Source organism: Spinactinospora alkalitolerans (genome assembly GCF_013408795.1).
GTDB lineage: Bacteria > Actinomycetota > Actinomycetes > Streptosporangiales > Streptosporangiaceae > Spinactinospora > Spinactinospora alkalitolerans.
In genome coordinates this window covers 57438-72695 of record NZ_JACCCC010000001.1, presented here as the reverse complement: position 1 = coordinate 72695, position 15258 = coordinate 57438, and the positions used below count along the sequence as shown (strand labels likewise).

The following is a 15258-nucleotide window of genomic DNA, read 5'->3' as shown; positions in this document are numbered from 1 at the left end:
CGGGGCCGCCGGACCGACCCGCCGGTGCTCCGGCTCCCCGGTGCTGGCGGCCGTCAGCGGCCGGTGTCGGGGCCGCTGTCGGGGTCGGGATCGTCGCCGTGGGCCGGGTCGGGGGCGGTGGTTCCCGTGGAGGGCTCATCGGTGTGGTGACGGTCCCCGATGTCCTCCTCGTGGTGGCCGCCGGGGTCGGGCGACGGCTGCCGGGTCTGCTGCGGCTCGGTCGGGACGTGGGGCTCCGGGGAGGGCACGTAGGCGTCGTCCTGCCCGGCGGGGATCGGCTCCGGCGCCGACGCGCTCGGACTCGGCTCGGACGAGGTGGTGGCGGCCTCGCGCACCGGTTCGATCCCCTGGTCGACGGGGGGCCGGTCGATGCGGTCGAACAGGACCCACCCGGCCGCGCCGCCGATGACCACGAGCACCGCGGCCAGCACCCACGGCAGTGCGCGGCGGCCGACGCCCCCGCCGGGCGGGCCCCCGGGGCCGGGAAGGCCACCGGAACCACCGGGTCCGCCTGGCGGACCGCCGATGCCGCCGGGCAGGACCGGCCTCCTCCTCCCCGGTCCGGTCGGTCCGGCGGGACCGGGCTCCTCCGGGATCCGTCCGGCGCCGCCGGGTCCCGCGTCGTCCGACCGGCCGTCGCCGTCCCCGGCCGCCGCGGGGACGGGCAGCGCCACCGTCGGCGCGATCCGGGTCTGCTCGCTGGTGGCCGCGGTGTAGCCGTCCGTGAGCACGGCCGTGACCGGCAGCCCCGCCACGGCGGCGGGATCGTGCCCGACCAGCATGCCGAGCACCTGTACCGCGCTGGGCCTGCGCGCGGGGTCCTTGTCCAGGCACGCCTCCAGCAGGGGGCGCAGCCGGTCCGGCACCTCGTCCAGATGGGGCGGGTCGTGCAGCACGCGGTCGATGACGGCGGCGAGCGTCTCCCCCTGGAACGGAGAGGTGCCGCCGGCGGCGAACGCCATGACGCCGGCCCAGGCGAAGACGTCGGCGGCCGCGGTGACCTCGCGTCCCCTGACCTGCTCGGGGGCCATGTAGGCGGGGGTCCCCACGATGGAGCCCGTCTGGGTGATGGTGGCGTCCGTGGTCCGGGCGATCCCGAAATCGATCACCCTGGGGCCGTCGGGGCCGAGCAGCACGTTGGCCGGTTTGAAGTCGCGGTGCACGACGCCCGCCTGGTGGATGGCGACCAGGGCGGTCGCCGTGGCGATGACCAGCCGGTCCAGGGCGGTGCCGCGGCGCGGCCCCTCCCTCAGCACGGCCTCGCGCAGCGACGGGCCGTCGATGTACTCGCTGACGATGTAGGGAGGGTCGGCGCCGGGGGCCGCGTCGAGCACCGTCGCGGTGCAGAAGGCCGCCACCCGGCCGGCGGCCTCCACCTCTTTGCCGAACCGGCTGCGGAGCCTGTGGTCGGAGGCCCAGGAGGCGCTCATCACCTTGACCGCGACCTGCTCGCCGCCCGGCGCGCGGCCGAGGTAGACGACGCCCTGCCCGCCCTTGCCGATCCGCGCGATCAGCTCGTACTCACCGACCCGGGCGGGGTCCTCGGGCCGCAAAGGAGCGGTCATGCGCGTTCTCCCTCCACGCCGCGAGCACCGGGCCGGCTCCGCGGACCCGCGGTCCGCGGCGAGGGGCTCGATCACGGCGGCGGGCGGGCCGCGCGGCCGTGTACCGCTTCGCGGCACGGTCCTCACGGTCAGACAACCACACCCCCGCACGCCGCACCAGGAGACGTTTCCGGCACGGGCCCGCGGCGCACTCATCACCGGAGTAGATGCGGCGAACGGCGAGCGAGTTCGAGACGATCAAGGGCGGCGCCCCGCCGCTCCCGAGTCTCCGTCGGTCACGCGGTACGGGATGGTCGGTGGCCAGGCGGGCGGGGCCGCTTCTTCGGCCGGGTCGGGCACCCCCGCACGCGAAAACGCGAGGGCCGCTTCCGTGTCCCCCCTCAAAATCACGGAAGCGGCCCTCGCCTTGGGAACGGCCGACGACTCCTCCCCCCTGGAGTCGCGGCCTCTGAAAGCTCGCGAAGCGGGGGATCGGGTGGATTCCGCTCCATCTCTCCCTCGCTGGTACATAGATTACCCACACCCACCTGCCGAAACAACCCTGCGTCACAGCAAATTACTTAAAGTAATCGCCACTCATAGACCTACTCCCGGCCAAGTGCGCACGTTGTCCGCCAAACGGGGGTCACGGATCGATCCTCAGGTACCGGACATAGCCTGGGCACGTGCGTTCTCCGCTGCTGCGACCCCGCTGGCTGGGCATCCACCTGCTCGCCCTCCTCGCCGTGCTCGGCTGCCTGACCCTGGGCGCCTGGCAGTACGAGCGCGCGAAGGAACCCGGCCGGGAGGTCGTCACCAACCCGGTCGAGGACCTCGCGAACGCCACCGACATCGGCGCGACGCTCGAACCCGGCGGCTACATGCCGCAGGACAAGGCGAACGAGGCCGTGCGGGCCACGGGCGAGTACGACGCCGAAGCCCAACTGCTGGCGCCCTCCCTGTCGCCCGAGGGCGAGGAGGGCTACTCCGTCATCGCACCGCTGGTGACCGAGTCCGACGTCGCGGTGGTCGTCAACCGGGGCTGGATCCCCGAGGACGCGGGCGGCCCCGATGCCGGACCGTCGGCGCTGCCCGCGCTGCCCGAGGGCGAGGTCGCGGTCACCGGCTGGCTGATGCAGCCCCAGGACGAGGCGTCCAAGGGGTACTCGGCGATGTCGGTGCCCGAGGGGCAGATCGCGCGGATCGCACCCGCGCTGCTGGTCAACGAGTGGCCCTACCGCCTCTACGAGGGCTACATCAACCTCGCGGAGCAGGACCCCGCCTCCGAGGAGGCCGGTTCGGCGGTGCAGCCGCGCGAGCTCCCGCCGCCGGAGCCGCCGCAGGAGATCAGCTGGAACTTCAAGAACCTGAGCTACGCGGCCCAGTGGGCGGTGTTCGCCGTCGCCGCGGCCGCGTTCTGGATCTCCCTCGTGCGCCGCGAACTCGTCGACCGGCGCTCCGGGACCCCGGAGGGGACTCAGCCCTCCGCGGTGGGAGCGGGCGCCGACTGACCGGCCTCGGCCGCCGTCGCCGCCTTCTCCTGCCGGGCGATCCGGTGCTCGATGAAGAAGCCCAGGAGCGGGATCGTGCCGGCGAGCATGACGCCCACCGTCTTGAGCGCCGGCCACCTGCGGTCCAGGGACAGCCAGAGCACGACCAGCACGTAGGCCATGTAGATGTAGCCGTGCGGGATGGCGATCGCCGGCATGAGCCAGGTCTCGGGGTCGACGAGGTACTTCATCGGCATCGCGACGAGAACCAGGAGCAGCAGCCAGACACCCGTCACATAGGCCAGTACGCGGTACAGCGTGAACGGGAGACGCTTCTTTTCCAACGGGGGCACCTCGGTGATCGGACGACGCACGTCTTTCGGCGGTTCCGATGCGGGCACCGCCGAAAGAGCCTCTTGCCCTCTGAGCCTAAGTGCAGTATTGAGCAGCGGTTGTCCGGGGCGCGTCACAGCGACCCGGCCGCGCGGTCCGGGCTCTTCCAGCGGCCGTCGGACTGGGTCGTCCACGCCTGCGGGATGGTGCGCAGCGTGAGATAGGAGTCGATGATGCGCATCGGCAGGAAGAACAGCCCGTAGACCAGGTAGCCGGGCCGGCGGCGGACCATCGCCATGATGCAGGTCAGGATGTAGTCGGGCACGAACAGGCCGACGGCGATCACGGTCAGCGGCAGCACGGCCGACACCGCATCGAATCCGGTGGTGTACCAGCCGAACGTCAGGACCGCGTCGTCGGTGAGCACCGGGAGCAGCGTGAACACGCCCAGGGCCGCGGTGATCAGCAGCAGCATCGCGACGAGCAGGACCTCCAGGATGTAGAAGAACAGCGCGAACCAGAAGAGGCTCGGCCACACGCCGTGCCGCCGCACCGTCTGCCAGAAGCCCAGCGTCCAGCGCCGCACCTGGCTGACGTAGTCGCGCAGGGTGAAGGGGTCCTGGCAGTAGGCCTTGGTGTTGGGCTTCATCGAGATCCGGCCGAGGCGCTTGTGGTGCACGTCGAAGGTCATGTTGAAGTCCTCGATCACCAGCCCCTTGGGGTTGATGTCGATCTGCTTGAGCACGCTGGTGCGGTAGGCGCTGGCGAAGCCGGGGACGATGAACGTGGTGCTGGTGAACCGCCACGTCTGGCCGAACCGGATGAGGTACTGCAGCAGCCAGTAGAGCCGGTCGCGGTAGGCCGAGACGAGCCGGCCGACGACGGTGCGCTCCTTGGGTTTCCACTCCGCCACCACGAACCCGGCCACCGCGGCCACGCCGGGGTCGCTGAACTGCCGCTTCACGCCCTCGACGTACTTCTCGTCGAGTTCGGTGTCGGCGTCCAGGATGACCACGGCGTCGTAGTTCTCGGTGAGGTCGAACTCGGAGATGACCGCCTCGATGGCGCCGGCCTTGCCCCGGTTGGTCAGCAGCTCCAGGACGTTGACGCCCGTCTCGGCCGCGATGTCGGCCGTGGCGTCGTGCGAGCTGTCCGACACCACGTAGATGTCCCACCGGTTGAACAGCCGCAGCGCCGAGGTGATGGCGCCGTCGATGACCGGCTCCTCGTTGTGCGCCGGGATGATCACCGCGAGCGTCATCGATTCGGATCCGGCCGCGTCCCCGGAGACCCGGCCGGATCCGGCACCCGGCGCCGGGTCCGCGGCCGGTACCGGTCCCTCCCCCGCCGATCCGGCGGTCCCGCCGCGTCCGACCGCCGTCCGCGAGCGCACCAGCACGCGGTCGGCCCCGACCGCCGCGGCGTCGCCTCCGCCGGGCCGTCCCGCCGCCCCGGCCCGTTCGCGCCGCGGCGCCGCCCGGCTGCGCAGCAGTGCCCGCACGGAGTCGTCACCCAGTCTGAGGAGGCCGACGAACGACCACACCAGCAGGTTGACCCCGAAGGCGATCCAGAGGAACAGCGGTGCCGGGGTGCCGGTTCCGGCGGCTCCCAGCGCGAACTGGATCCACTGGACGAAGAGTAGGACGGCCAGCGCCAAGGCGATCAGGCCGGCGAGCCAACTTCCGATGAAGCGTGCGGTGCGCACTGAAGAGCCTCCGGGAGGTTACGGGTTTCGGACAGGCGGTAACCGACAAAGACGCCATCGACGTCATTATGTTGACGTTGCACCCAAGGGGGAAGTTGACCGGCCACCGCGTCCTATGTAGGCCACGCAAATCGTATGCACGGGCTTGCGACCAGTGTGCCGCATTGATGCAATACCTGAAGAGGTCTCACCGTGCCGGCGGGGCACCTCTACCGACTTTCCTCACTTTTAATGATATTTGACGAAGTTTTGCGACTTACAAAGGAACACGGCGCGTTGCGGGGGAAGATGAACCACGCCGTGGAAGACCGCCAGCGGCAATGAACACGGAGCGTACACAGAGCGCCTCGGAGAGGAACCACAGTGCGCATAGCCATGCACCAGCCGCACTACCTGCCCTGGCTGGGCCTCATTGACAAGGTCGACCGGTGTGATCTCTTCGTCGTCCTCGACCACGTGCAGTACGAGCGCAAGGGGTGGCAGAACCGCAACTACGTGGCCTCGAAGAATGGCCCGGTGCTCTTGACCGTTCCGGTTATCCAGCAGAGCCGCGACGAGCGGATTATGGACAAGCTGATCAACAACTCCCAGCCCTGGCGCGAAAAACACCGCCGCACGCTCGCCGATCACTGTTATCGCGGAGCACCATTCTGGGGCGAGTTCGGGCCGGAAATTATCCGCGTCTACGAGGCCGAGTGGGAGAGCCTGGCCGACCTCGCCATGGCCACCGTGCGCTTCGCCCTGGACGCCTTCGGGGTCTCCACCCCGGTGGTCCGCTCCAGTGATCTCGGGGAGTTCCCCGGTCAGAAGAGCGAGCTGCTGGCCCAGCTCGCCGCCAAGGCCGGCGCGACCACGATGCTGTCCGGTGACGGCGCCCGCGGATACGTCGACCCGGAGACCTTCCGGCGCTACGGCGTCGAGGTCGAATGGCAGAACTTCCAGCACCCGGAGTACCCGCAGCGATCCCGCAAGGGACAGGACTTCCTGCCGCGGATGGCCGCTCTGGACCTGCTGTTGAACGTCGGCCCGGAAGGGATGGAACGGGTGCGCGCAGCGCGCACCCCCGACGCCGGTGGTTAGCGCACCCCGCACAGTGTGGCAACCATCACCACCGCGTGGACGTCTGTCAGATATCACCACGCGCCGTTCTCTACTGGCACTTTCCCATTAGGACGTGGCATGACGATCGATTGGGCCCACGAGCGGGTGCTCATCTTCGCGCCCCACCCGGACGACGAGACATTGGGCTGCGGAGGCCTGATGAGCAAGGCGAAGGCCGCCGGCGCGGAGGTCTACGTCCAGTTCATCACCGTGGGCGACACCGCGGACCTCTCCCCCAAGGGGCAGTCGACCGTTCAGGAACGCTACGGCGAGATCAAGGAGGTGGCCGACTTCTTCCGCTGGAACGACTGGCAGATCGCCTTCCCCGGGGACGAGTTCCACCTGAAGCTCGACCGCCTCGCCCGCTTCGAGCTGTCCAACATGATCGAACGCCACAGTCCGCTGTCCATCGCGGAGCTGGAGCCCACCGTGGTGATCGCTCCGCACCGCACCAGCTACAACCAGGACCACCAGGCCACGGCGGAGGCGGTGCACACGGCCCTGCGGCCGTCCGACAACCGGCTCCGCCACCATCCACGCCTGGTGCTCGCCTACGAGGAGGCGGCCGACCAGTGGCGCTACGAGGCCGCCGCGTCCCCCAACTTCCTCGTCGAACTGGACGAGGGCCACGTCGACGACAAGATCAGCGCGATGCGACTGTACGGGACCCAGATCCACGAGCACCCGCACACCCGATCCGAGCTCACCCTGCGCAGCCTCGCCGCACTGCGCGGGATGCAGGGCGGGGTCGCCTTCGCCGAGGGCTACCACGCGCTGCGCTGGCTGGCCTGACCGTCAGGCCGCCGATCCGGTTGCCAGTCGGCAATCGCGACAACGATGCTCACCAGCACCCTTGGAGGGGGAAGCGACGTTGAAGGCCGTTGTGACCGGCGGTGCCGGCTTCATAGGTTCCCATTTGTGCGACCATCTGATCGCCCACGGGCACGAGGTGCTCGTCCTGGACGACCTGTCCACCGGATCCGAGACGAACCTCGAACAGCTCAGCGGCAACCCCGACTTCGAACTGGTCAAAGGGTCGATCCTGGACAAGACCCTGGTCAGGGACGTGATCAGCGAGTGCGACACGGTGTTTCACCTGGCCGCGGCCGTGGGCGTGCACACCATTGTGGACAAGCCGCTGCAGTCCCTGAGGACCAACCTGCACGGCACGGAGAACGTGGTCGAGGCCGCGGCTGCGCGCGGTGCGCGGTTCCTGGTCGCCTCCACCAGTGAGGTGTACGGCAAGAACGACACCGACGGGCTGACCGAGGACGCCGACCGCATCCTGGGTTCGCCGCTGAAGAGCCGCTGGTCCTATGCCGCCGCCAAGGGGCTGGACGAGCTCGTCGCCTACGTCTACGGCGAGGAGACCGGTCTGCCCTGCGTCATCACGCGGTTCTTCAACATCGTCGGCCCCCGCCAGACCGGGCGCTACGGCATGGTGGTGCCGCGGTTCGTCGGCCAGGCGCTGGCCGGCGAGCCGATCACGGTGTACGGCGACGGCACGCAGCGCCGCTGCTTCGGGTCGGTGTTCGACATCATTCCGGCCGTCGTGAAGCTGATGGAGACGCCGGCCGCCTACAACCGGGCGGTCAACCTGGGCGGCCTGGAGGAGGTGACCATCCGGGGTCTGGCCGAGCGGGTGGTCGAGCTGACCGGCTCCTCCAGCCGGATCGAGTACGTCTCCTACGAGGACGCCTACGGCGAGGGGTACGAGGACATGCAGCGCCGCATGCCCGACACCGCCCTCGCCGGCGGCCTCATCGGCTACAAGCCGCAGCGCAGGCTGGACGACATCATCGGCTCGATCATCGAGCACAAGCGGGCGGAGTCCCCGTCACCGCAGGTCGTGGTGGCCTGACGGAGCGGCGGGACCGGTCGGCGCGGACGGTCCCGCCCCTCGGCTCCCGTCCCGGTGCCGGAACGGGGACTAACCCAGCACCGCGGTCGCCGCGACGGCGATGCCCAGCACCGCCACGGACGCGCTCAGCAGGACCATCGCCCAGGGTCGGGCGACCGGAGCCGGCGGGCTGCCGGTGGCGTCGTCGTGCCGGCCGTGGTCGGTGCCGCGCCACCTGCGGCGCAGGTGCGCCATGAGCATGCCGGCCAGCGCCGCGGTGCCCAGGGCCGGCACGAGCCGGTGCAGCGGGTCCACCGCCGCGTCCGCGGCCGCGGCGCCGTCGGAGAACGGGTCGCGCATGTACAGCAGCACCACCACGATCAGCACGATGAGCGTGCGCTGCCAGGACAGCAGGGTGCGCTCGGCCTGCAGGCCCGGATCGCGTGCGGGGCGCCGGCTCACGGCCAGTAGTTCCCGACGAGCACGGCGACGCAGACCAGCGTGACCCCGACCGTGGTGATCAGCGGCAGCGCACTCATGGGCAGCGGCCGACCGCGGCGCATCGCGCGCTGGACCCTGATCCAGCGCAGCGGCGCGTAGACCGTGATGATGACGGCGAGCGCGGTGAGGGCGAGGCCGACGGTGAGCCGGCTGCCGTCGCCCCAGTCCAGCGGCACGAGGTGCAGCACGGCGACCGCGCCGGCCACCAGCGCGAGGGCGGTGCGGATCCAGGCCAGGAAGGTGCGCTCGTTGGCGAGCGTGAACCGGTAGTCCGGTTCGCTGCCGCCACCGGTTTCCCGGTCCTGGTCCGACGCCGAGGACGGCACCGAGCTCACCGCGTCCTCCCTTCTCAGCCGCGTCCACCCACCGGATCTTCGAGCGTAGTCGGGATCGGCTTTTCCTCCCAAGTCGGTATTCATCAGGCGTTTTGTCGGGATTGCGGGGGTCGCGGCGCGCTTTTGCCCGGCCCGCGCGCGCTTGCGGAACAAATCAGCGGGCAGGACCGCTCTAGGAGGAAGCAAGGCAATCGACACCGCTCGCAGGAGAGACCGTGGCAACCATCGAACTCACCAAGGACAACTTCAACGAGACGCTGACCGAGAACGAGTTCGTGCTGATCGACTTCTGGGCGTCGTGGTGCGGTCCGTGCAAGATGTTCGGTCCGGTCTTCGAGAAGGCGTCGGAGGCGCACGACGACCTCACCTTCGCCAAGGTCGACACCGAGGCCCAGCAGGAACTCGCCGCGAGCTTCGACATCCAGTCGATCCCCACCCTGATGGTGGTGCGCGACAAGACGGTGATCTACGCGCAGCCGGGCGCGCTTCCTGAAGAGGCGCTGGAGGACCTGATCAAGCAGGCCCGCGATCTCGACATGGACGAGGTCCGCAAGGAGATCGAGAAGCAGCAGGCCGACGGCGGTCAGTCGCAGGCCTGACCCCGACCGGGGCGAAAAGACCCAGGGGGCCGCGCCGACGGGCGCGGCCCCTCGCTGCGTCTCGGGGCCGCACGGCCCTACAGCGAGCCCGGCCGGGTCAGGTAGAGCACATCGGGGCCGCCGTGGCGGGCCGGGACCTCGATCTCCTCGACCGCGCCGAACCGCCGCCGCAGCAGGCCGGCGAAGTCCGGAGCGGGCATGGCGCTCCAGAAGGCCAGCGCGCCGTCGGGGCGGACGGTCTGCGCCAGCCGGTCCAGCGCCGCGGACTCGTAAAGCCTCCCGTTGCTCTCGACCACGGTCCACCCGGGCCCGTTGTCGATGTCGAGGCAGACGGCGTCGAAGGTCTCGGCGGTCCCCTCCAGCCAGCGCACGAAGTCGGCGCACACCACCTCGCAGCGCGGGTCCTCCAGGAGGTGCCCGGCCACCGGCGCCAGGTGGTCGCCGTGCCACTCGATGACCCGCGGTTCCAACTCGATGACGCGGACGTGCCCGACGCGGGCGTGGTCCAGGGCTTCGCGGGCGGAGAAGCCGACGCCGAGCCCGCCGATCAGCACCCGGACGCCGATGCGCTCCTCGGGCAGCGCCGCCAGGGCCGCGCGGACCATCTCGCGCTCGGAGGCGCCGTCGCGGGTGTCCATGAGGAACACCCCGTTGCTGATGATCTCGAAGTGCCGGCCGGCCCGCCGCAGGACCAGCTCGCCGCCCGCCACCCCCGCGGCGCGCGCGACGACGACGGGCTCGGTACCGGGCGGCGGCTGGGTGGGACGCATTCCTACGGCGGACCTCGGCGGTTGCGAAAGCCGCAGCTACAGGCGGCAGGCGTAGATGTCGGTGACCAGGATGGCGCGAGCGCCGATCTCCCACAGGTCGTCCATGATCGCCTGCGCGGTGCGGCGCGGAACCATGGCGCGCACGGCCACCCAGCCCTCCCTGTGCAGCGGCGAGACCGTGGGTCCCTCCATGCCGGGGGTGAGCGCGACGGCGTCGTCCAGGCGCTCGGCGTGCACGTCGTAGTCCATCATCACGTAGTCGCGCGCGACGAGGACCCCGCGCAGCCGGCGCAGCAGCTGCTCGATCTTGGGGTCGTCCCCGGCGCCCTCCTGCCGGATGACGACGGCCTCGGACTCCAGGATCGGGTCGCCGAAGATCTCCAGTCCGGCGTTGCGCAGCGTGGTTCCCGTGGAGACGACGTCGGCGACGGCGTCGGCCACGCCCAACTGGATCGCGCTCTCCACCGCGCCGTCGAGGTGGATGACCCTGGCATCGACGCCGCGCTCGGCCAGGTAGCCCTTGAGCAGGCCGGCGAAGGAGGTGGCGATGCGCTTGCCCGCGAGGTCCTCGACCTTCATCCCGGCGCCGCCGCGGGCGGCGAAGCGGAACGTGGAGCCGCCGAAGCCCAGCGGCAGGACCTCCTCGACCGCGGCGCCGGAGTCGAGCAGCATGTCGCGGCCGGTGATGCCGGCCTGCAGGATCCCCTCGCCGACGTAGACGGCGATGTCGCGGGGGCGCAGGAAGAAGAACTCGGTCCCGTTCTCGGGGTCCACGAGGACGAGGTCGCGGGAGTCCTTGCGCTGGCGGTAGCCGGCCTCGTGCAGCATGGCGCCGGCGGGTTCGGAGAGCTGGCCCTTGTTGGGCACGGCGATGCGGAGCTGATCAGGCATGGGAGGTGTTTCCTCTACTCATCGACTGCGAGCGTGTCTGTACGGACGTCGACGGCACGGCCGGTTCGGACGGCTGGCCCGGAACCGACCTACAGATGCTTGTAGACGTCCTCCGTGCGCAGACCGCGCGCCAGCATCAGCACCTGGAGGTGGTAGAGGAGCTGCGAGATCTCCTCGGCGGTGCGCTCGTCCGACTCGTACTCGGCGGCCATCCAGACCTCGGCGGCCTCCTCGACGACCTTCTTGCCGATGGCGTGCACGCCCGCGTCAAGGGCCGCGACCGTCCCGGAGCCCTCGGGGCGGGTGCTGGCCTTCTCGGACAGCTCGGCGAACAGCTCTTCGAAGGTCTTCATGATCACTTTCCTCGATGACGTGCCCTCCTAGCCTAGGTGTCCGCCGGACCCGTTCGTGACCTGCCGGGGAAACAGCCGGGGAGAGGTCGGTGACGTTTCGCCGCTTCCCTCGCGAAGGCCGCATCGGACTCCGACCGCTGCGTTCACAGGGTGAGGCGCAATCTCCAGGATCCGGACCTGCTGTGCCGCCGACGCTACGCGCACTGCGGCAGCCGGCCCCCTGCACGAACGCGAACGTCGAACATCAGTCAGCCCCTCCGGCCCGCGAGGCCGCGGAAGAGGCCGCGCGGAACGACCCGGAGCAGACCGCCCGCGGCCTTGTACCGGGCCCCGGGGATGACGCTGGGCGCGCCCGCGGCCCACGCGCGCAGGGAGTCGGTGACGACGCGGTCCTTGGCGACGAACGCGATGCCGGGCATCCCGCTCTCCTGCAGTTCACTGGTCATCTCGGTCCGCACGTAGCCGGGCAGCACCGCGCTGACGCGCAGGCCGTGCCGCCGCACCTCGGCGGCCACACTCTCGGTGAAGGAGACCACGAACGCCTTCGTCGCCGCGTAGATCGCACCGCCCGGCGCGGCCGGCATCAGCCCGGCCATCGACGCCACGTTGAGCACGCCCATCGGGTGGTCGGCGGCGGTCCCCTGCTTCCTGCGCTCGATCTGGGCGGGCAGCACCGCGCGGGTGAGCCGCACCAGCGCGCGCACGTTCAGCTCGATCGTGTCGTCGATGGCGTCGGTGTCCTGCCGGGCGAACGAACCGCCGCCACCGCGGCCCGCGTTGTTCACCAGCAGGTCGATCGGGGTGAGCCCGCCGCCGTCGGCGACGCGCAGGCGCTCCTCGACCGTCGCCAAATCGGCGTCGTCGGTGAGGTCGGCGACCAGCGGCTCCACGGCCACGCCGTGCCGCTCGCTCAGCTCGGCGGCGAGCCCGTCGATCAGCTCGGCCCTGCGGGCCACGAGGACCAGCGCGAATCCGCGCCGGGCGAGCTGGCGGGCGTACTCCTCGCCGATTCCGCTGGAGGCTCCGGTGATCAGGGCTGTGCGGGTGCGCGCGGGCTGGTCGCTCATACCGCCGAATGCTACCCGCCGGCCGTCCGCGCGCACCGGTCCGCCCGTTCCTGGCGGGGGCGGGGAGGAGCGGCTATGGTCCGAACCGAACGCTGCTCGATTCTCGGTCGTCCCCTCCGGAGGTAAGCGGTCCATGACGCTGCACCCATCGACCCGTCGCTTCATCGACTCGCTGACGTCGAGCGGGCCCCAGGCCGGTGACGCGGACGTGGACGTCGCCCGGCTGCGGGCCGCGCGCGCCGAACGCGTCCCCATCGATGCCCCGGACATCGCGCTGGTGCGCGACCTCGCCGTCCCCGGCCCGGCCGGCGAGGTCCCGGTGCGGCACTACCACCCGGCTCCGGCAGGGCCGGCCCTGCCGTGCGTGGTCTACTTCCACGGCGGCGGCTACGTCGTCGGCGACCTCGAGACCCACGACCACATCGCCCGGCTGCTCGCCGCCGAGACCGGCGCGACGGTGGTCGCGGTGGACTACCGGCTCGCCCCCGAGCACCGCTTCCCCGCCGCGGTCGACGACGCGTTCGCCGCCACGCGCTGGGTCGCCGACAACGCGGCCGAACTGGGCGCCGACCCCGCCCGGCTGGCCGTGGCCGGTGACAGCGCCGGCGGCGGCCTCGCGGCGGCCGTCGCCCTGATGACCCGCGACGGGGGCGGGCCCGAGATCGCCTTCCAGGCGCTGGTCTACCCCGTCACCGACCTCTCGGGCTACCCGGTGGCCGGGGACACCCCCTACGGTTCGCGCGTCTCCAACGGCGAGGGCTACTTCCTGACCTCCGAGGGCATGCGCTGGTTCGCCGAGCAGTACCTGAACGAGCCCGGCGAGGGGTCCGACTTCCGCGCCTCGCCCATCCGCGCCGCCGACCTGGCGGGGCTGCCCCCGGCCCTGGTGGTGACCGCCGACTTCGATCCGCTGCGCGACGAGGGCGAGGACTACGCCCGCGCCCTGGCCGCCGCGGGCGTCCCCGCGACCACCACGCGGGTCAACGGCGGGTTCCACGGCATGTTCGGCCTGGGCGCGCTGCTGCCGGTGTGCCGGCAGGCCGAGGAGCCGGTCGTCGCCGCGCTGCGCAGCGCGCTCGGCCTGACACGTCCGGTCGGCTGACCGCCGCCTTAACCGCCAGGCAGTAGCGTGCAGGCATGGCAGCGACACAGAGTTCTTCCGAACCCCTGCGCCCCGACCGCCGGCTGCGCGACGCCGGACTGTTCATCCGCCAGGCCTTCCAGACCTTCCGCGCCACCGGCGCGGTGGCCCCCAGCGGCCCCGCGCTGGCCCATGCCCTGAACCGGTTCGTCGACGACCGGACGGATCCGGCCGCTCCCATCACGATCCTGGAGGCCGGGTCCGGAACCGGGCCGGTGTCCCGCGCGATCGCCGCGCACATGCGCGAGGGCGACACCCTCGACATGGTGGAACCCAACGCGCAGTTCGTCGAGTACCTGCACACCCTGCTCAAGACCGACCCGGATCTGTCGGGGGTCGCCGACCGCACGACGGTGCACGAGGCGCTGGTCACCGACCTGGGCACCGACCGGCGCTACGACGTCATCATCTCCGGGCTGCCGTTCGCCAACTTCACCGCAGACGAGGTCCGGGCGATCATGGAGTACTACTTCACGGTGCTGCGCCCGGGCGGCCACCTGTCCTTCTTCGGCTACCTCTACACCAAGCAGGTCAAGGCGGTCATCGCCCCGCGCGAGGACTACCTGCGCCAGGCGCGGTCGAGTTGGGTCGTCGACGAGTGGGTGAACCGCTACGGCGTCGGCACCGAGCGCATCCTCCCCAACATCCCCCCGGCCTGGATCCACCACCTGCGCAAGCCGGAGGAATGGTCGGCCACTCTCTAAGGTCACACTCTGTACGTACAAAATCTTGTACAATCAAGTACGTACGGGATTAACGTGAATCCACAGGAGGGAGGACGTATGAAGACGATGACCTACTCCGAATCACGCGCCAACTACGCGGCGACCCTCGACACCGTGGTGGACGACCACGAGGAGGTCGTCATCACTCGGTCGGGCCGGGAGCCCGTGGTGATGATCGCCCTCTCGGAGTACGAGTCCCTGCGAGAGACCGCCTACCTCCTTCGAAGCCCGGAGAACGCTCGGCGCCTGGTCACGGCGATCGAGGAACTGGAGGCCGACCGCGGAATCGAACGGAATCTGACCGAATGAAGCTCGTCTGGGCGGAGAGCGCCTGGGAGGACTATGTCTGGTGGCAGGGTCAAGACCGGAAGATCCTCAAGCGCATCAACACCTTGATCAAAGACATCACCCGCAACGGCAATGAGGGGATCGGGAAGCCGGAGCCCCTCAGGCATGGTTTTCAGGGCTATTGGTCCCGCCGGATCACCGACGAGCACCGTCTGGTCTACAAGGTTGCCGAAGACGAGATCCGCGTCGCGGCCTGCCGGTACCACTACGGAAAGTGACCACTCAGAGCGCAGGAGGGTCCGGATCCGCGAGAGCATTATTCCGGCTCGCCTCTTCTGCGTCGCCCGGCGGCCGACAAGCCGCACATCAGGACCTCGGCCGCCGGTCACAGCCCCAAGTCCCTGGCGACCTCCGCGACCGGAACAGTTCGGACAAGCCCGGCGCGGATCTCGTTCAGGCGTTCCCAAGCGATGCGCCCGTCCTCGTGATCGATGAGTTCCGCACCGGCCTCGGCGAGCTCGCCCGGAACAGCGGCCGTGACGCGCTCCTGCCCGCCGTCCTCGGGTGACATGGTT

Annotated in this window: 19 protein-coding genes; 9 read left to right on the top strand and 10 right to left on the bottom strand. The window is 70.5% G+C overall.

Going from position 1 to position 15258, the window contains the following annotated elements; translation table 11 throughout:
• Positions 1-53: 53 nt before the first annotated feature.
• A complete protein-coding gene (locus HDA32_RS00390) occupies positions 54-1565 on the bottom strand; it encodes a serine/threonine-protein kinase (protein ID WP_179641268.1) in 1512 nt (503 codons plus the stop codon).
• 665 nt (positions 1566-2230) lie between these two features.
• Here HDA32_RS00390 and HDA32_RS00385 point away from each other — a divergent pair.
• Positions 2231-3055, top strand: coding sequence for an SURF1 family protein (locus tag HDA32_RS00385; RefSeq protein ID WP_179641267.1), 825 nt, complete (start codon positions 2231-2233; stop codon positions 3053-3055).
• Here the strand turns inward: HDA32_RS00385 and HDA32_RS00380 are convergent.
• Complete coding sequence (locus HDA32_RS00380) at positions 3022-3378, bottom strand: DUF3817 domain-containing protein (RefSeq protein WP_179641266.1); 357 nt, start codon at positions 3376-3378, stop codon at positions 3022-3024. The genes HDA32_RS00385 and HDA32_RS00380 overlap by 34 nt on opposite strands.
• Positions 3379-3500: 122 nt before the next feature.
• Entirely contained in the window at positions 3501-5072 is a 1572-nt protein-coding gene (locus tag HDA32_RS00375) for a glycosyltransferase family 2 protein (RefSeq protein ID WP_179641265.1), read from the bottom strand.
• 363 nt (positions 5073-5435) lie between these two features.
• Between HDA32_RS00375 and HDA32_RS00370 the strand changes: the two genes are divergently transcribed.
• From HDA32_RS00370 to HDA32_RS00360, 3 genes are all read left to right on the top strand, one after another.
• Positions 5436-6152, top strand: a complete 717-nt coding sequence (locus HDA32_RS00370; protein WP_312862984.1) for a WbqC family protein — start codon at positions 5436-5438, stop codon at positions 6150-6152.
• Positions 6153-6251: 99 nt separating this feature from the next.
• Positions 6252-6965, top strand: a complete 714-nt coding sequence (locus tag HDA32_RS00365; RefSeq protein ID WP_179641264.1) for a PIG-L deacetylase family protein — start codon at positions 6252-6254, stop codon at positions 6963-6965.
• A 79-nt stretch (positions 6966-7044) separates the two neighbouring features.
• On the top strand, positions 7045-8034 hold the full coding sequence (locus HDA32_RS00360; RefSeq protein ID WP_179641263.1) for an NAD-dependent epimerase/dehydratase family protein: 990 nt from the start codon (positions 7045-7047) through the stop codon (positions 8032-8034).
• Positions 8035-8103: 69 nt separating this feature from the next.
• On the opposite strand, the gene HDA32_RS00355 is transcribed toward HDA32_RS00360, so the two are convergent.
• The gene (locus HDA32_RS00355; protein ID WP_179641262.1) at positions 8104-8475 is read right to left on the bottom strand and encodes a DUF202 domain-containing protein; all 372 of its coding nucleotides are present in this window, start codon (positions 8473-8475) and stop codon (positions 8104-8106) included.
• The gene (locus HDA32_RS00350; RefSeq protein ID WP_312863390.1) at positions 8472-8840 is read right to left on the bottom strand and encodes a YidH family protein; all 369 of its coding nucleotides are present in this window, start codon (positions 8838-8840) and stop codon (positions 8472-8474) included. The genes HDA32_RS00355 and HDA32_RS00350 overlap by 4 nt, the downstream gene beginning before the upstream one ends.
• A 224-nt stretch (positions 8841-9064) precedes the next feature.
• Here HDA32_RS00350 and trxA point away from each other — a divergent pair, with 224 nt between their 5' ends.
• Positions 9065-9448, top strand: a complete 384-nt coding sequence (gene trxA / locus HDA32_RS00345; protein WP_179641260.1) for a thioredoxin — start codon at positions 9065-9067, stop codon at positions 9446-9448.
• Positions 9449-9525: 77 nt separating this feature from the next.
• Here trxA and HDA32_RS00340 read toward each other — a convergent pair whose 3' ends face one another.
• The 4 genes from HDA32_RS00340 to HDA32_RS00325 all read right to left on the bottom strand — a co-directional run bounded on the left by HDA32_RS00340 (position 9526) and on the right by HDA32_RS00325 (position 12529).
• Positions 9526-10218: a spermine/spermidine synthase domain-containing protein gene (locus HDA32_RS00340; RefSeq protein ID WP_179641259.1), complete on the bottom strand. Its 693-nt coding sequence runs from the start codon at positions 10216-10218 to the stop codon at positions 9526-9528.
• 36 nt (positions 10219-10254) lie between these two features.
• On the bottom strand, positions 10255-11109 hold the full coding sequence (hisG, locus tag HDA32_RS00335) for an ATP phosphoribosyltransferase (protein ID WP_179641258.1): 855 nt from the start codon (positions 11107-11109) through the stop codon (positions 10255-10257).
• An 89-nt stretch (positions 11110-11198) separates the two neighbouring features.
• On the bottom strand, positions 11199-11462 hold the full coding sequence (locus HDA32_RS00330; RefSeq protein WP_179641257.1) for a phosphoribosyl-ATP diphosphatase: 264 nt from the start codon (positions 11460-11462) through the stop codon (positions 11199-11201).
• A 248-nt stretch (positions 11463-11710) separates the two neighbouring features.
• Entirely contained in the window at positions 11711-12529 is an 819-nt protein-coding gene (locus HDA32_RS00325; RefSeq protein ID WP_179641256.1) for an SDR family NAD(P)-dependent oxidoreductase, read from the bottom strand.
• Between the two features lie 133 nt (positions 12530-12662).
• Here HDA32_RS00325 and lipP1 point away from each other — a divergent pair, with 133 nt between their 5' ends.
• The 4 genes from lipP1 (at position 12663) to HDA32_RS00305 (ending at position 14961) form a co-directional block, all read left to right on the top strand.
• Complete coding sequence (gene lipP1, locus HDA32_RS00320) at positions 12663-13631, top strand: LipP1 family hormone-sensitive lipase (protein WP_179641255.1); 969 nt, start codon at positions 12663-12665, stop codon at positions 13629-13631.
• Positions 13632-13666: 35 nt separating this feature from the next.
• The gene (locus tag HDA32_RS00315) at positions 13667-14374 is read left to right on the top strand and encodes a class I SAM-dependent methyltransferase (protein WP_179641254.1); all 708 of its coding nucleotides are present in this window, start codon (positions 13667-13669) and stop codon (positions 14372-14374) included.
• 78 nt (positions 14375-14452) lie between these two features.
• The gene (locus HDA32_RS00310) at positions 14453-14704 is read left to right on the top strand and encodes a type II toxin-antitoxin system Phd/YefM family antitoxin (RefSeq protein ID WP_179641253.1); all 252 of its coding nucleotides are present in this window, start codon (positions 14453-14455) and stop codon (positions 14702-14704) included.
• Complete coding sequence (locus tag HDA32_RS00305; RefSeq protein ID WP_179641252.1) at positions 14701-14961, top strand: Txe/YoeB family addiction module toxin; 261 nt, start codon at positions 14701-14703, stop codon at positions 14959-14961. Before HDA32_RS00310 ends, HDA32_RS00305 begins: the two co-directional genes overlap by 4 nt.
• A 107-nt stretch (positions 14962-15068) precedes the next feature.
• On the opposite strand, the gene HDA32_RS00300 is transcribed toward HDA32_RS00305, so the two are convergent.
• Positions 15069-15254 (bottom strand): YlcI/YnfO family protein, encoded by a 186-nt coding sequence (locus HDA32_RS00300; RefSeq protein ID WP_246334176.1) that lies wholly within the window; start codon positions 15252-15254, stop codon positions 15069-15071.
• Between the last annotated feature and the right edge of the window lie 4 nt (positions 15255-15258).

What these genes read in the sequence shown, in the direction of transcription:
- HDA32_RS00315 (WP_179641254.1), top strand. Translation starts at nt 13,667, where the DNA reads ATGGCAGCGACACAGAGTTCTTCCGAACCCCTGCGCCCCGACCGCCGG.
- HDA32_RS00305 (WP_179641252.1), top strand. Translation starts at nt 14,701, where the DNA reads ATGAAGCTCGTCTGGGCGGAGAGCGCCTGGGAGGACTATGTCTGGTGG.
- HDA32_RS00300 (WP_246334176.1), bottom strand. Translation starts at nt 15,254, where the DNA reads ATGTCACCCGAGGACGGCGGGCAGGAGCGCGTCACGGCCGCTGTTCCG.
- lipP1 (WP_179641255.1), top strand. Translation starts at nt 12,663, where the DNA reads ATGACGCTGCACCCATCGACCCGTCGCTTCATCGACTCGCTGACGTCG.
- HDA32_RS00340 (WP_179641259.1), bottom strand. Translation starts at nt 10,218, where the DNA reads ATGCGTCCCACCCAGCCGCCGCCCGGTACCGAGCCCGTCGTCGTCGCG.
- HDA32_RS00330 (WP_179641257.1), bottom strand. Translation starts at nt 11,462, where the DNA reads ATGAAGACCTTCGAAGAGCTGTTCGCCGAGCTGTCCGAGAAGGCCAGC.
- HDA32_RS00325 (WP_179641256.1), bottom strand. Translation starts at nt 12,529, where the DNA reads ATGAGCGACCAGCCCGCGCGCACCCGCACAGCCCTGATCACCGGAGCC.
- HDA32_RS00365 (WP_179641264.1), top strand. Translation starts at nt 6,252, where the DNA reads ATGACGATCGATTGGGCCCACGAGCGGGTGCTCATCTTCGCGCCCCAC.
- HDA32_RS00390 (WP_179641268.1), bottom strand. Translation starts at nt 1,565, where the DNA reads ATGACCGCTCCTTTGCGGCCCGAGGACCCCGCCCGGGTCGGTGAGTAC.
- hisG (WP_179641258.1), bottom strand. Translation starts at nt 11,109, where the DNA reads ATGCCTGATCAGCTCCGCATCGCCGTGCCCAACAAGGGCCAGCTCTCC.
- HDA32_RS00310 (WP_179641253.1), top strand. Translation starts at nt 14,453, where the DNA reads ATGAAGACGATGACCTACTCCGAATCACGCGCCAACTACGCGGCGACC.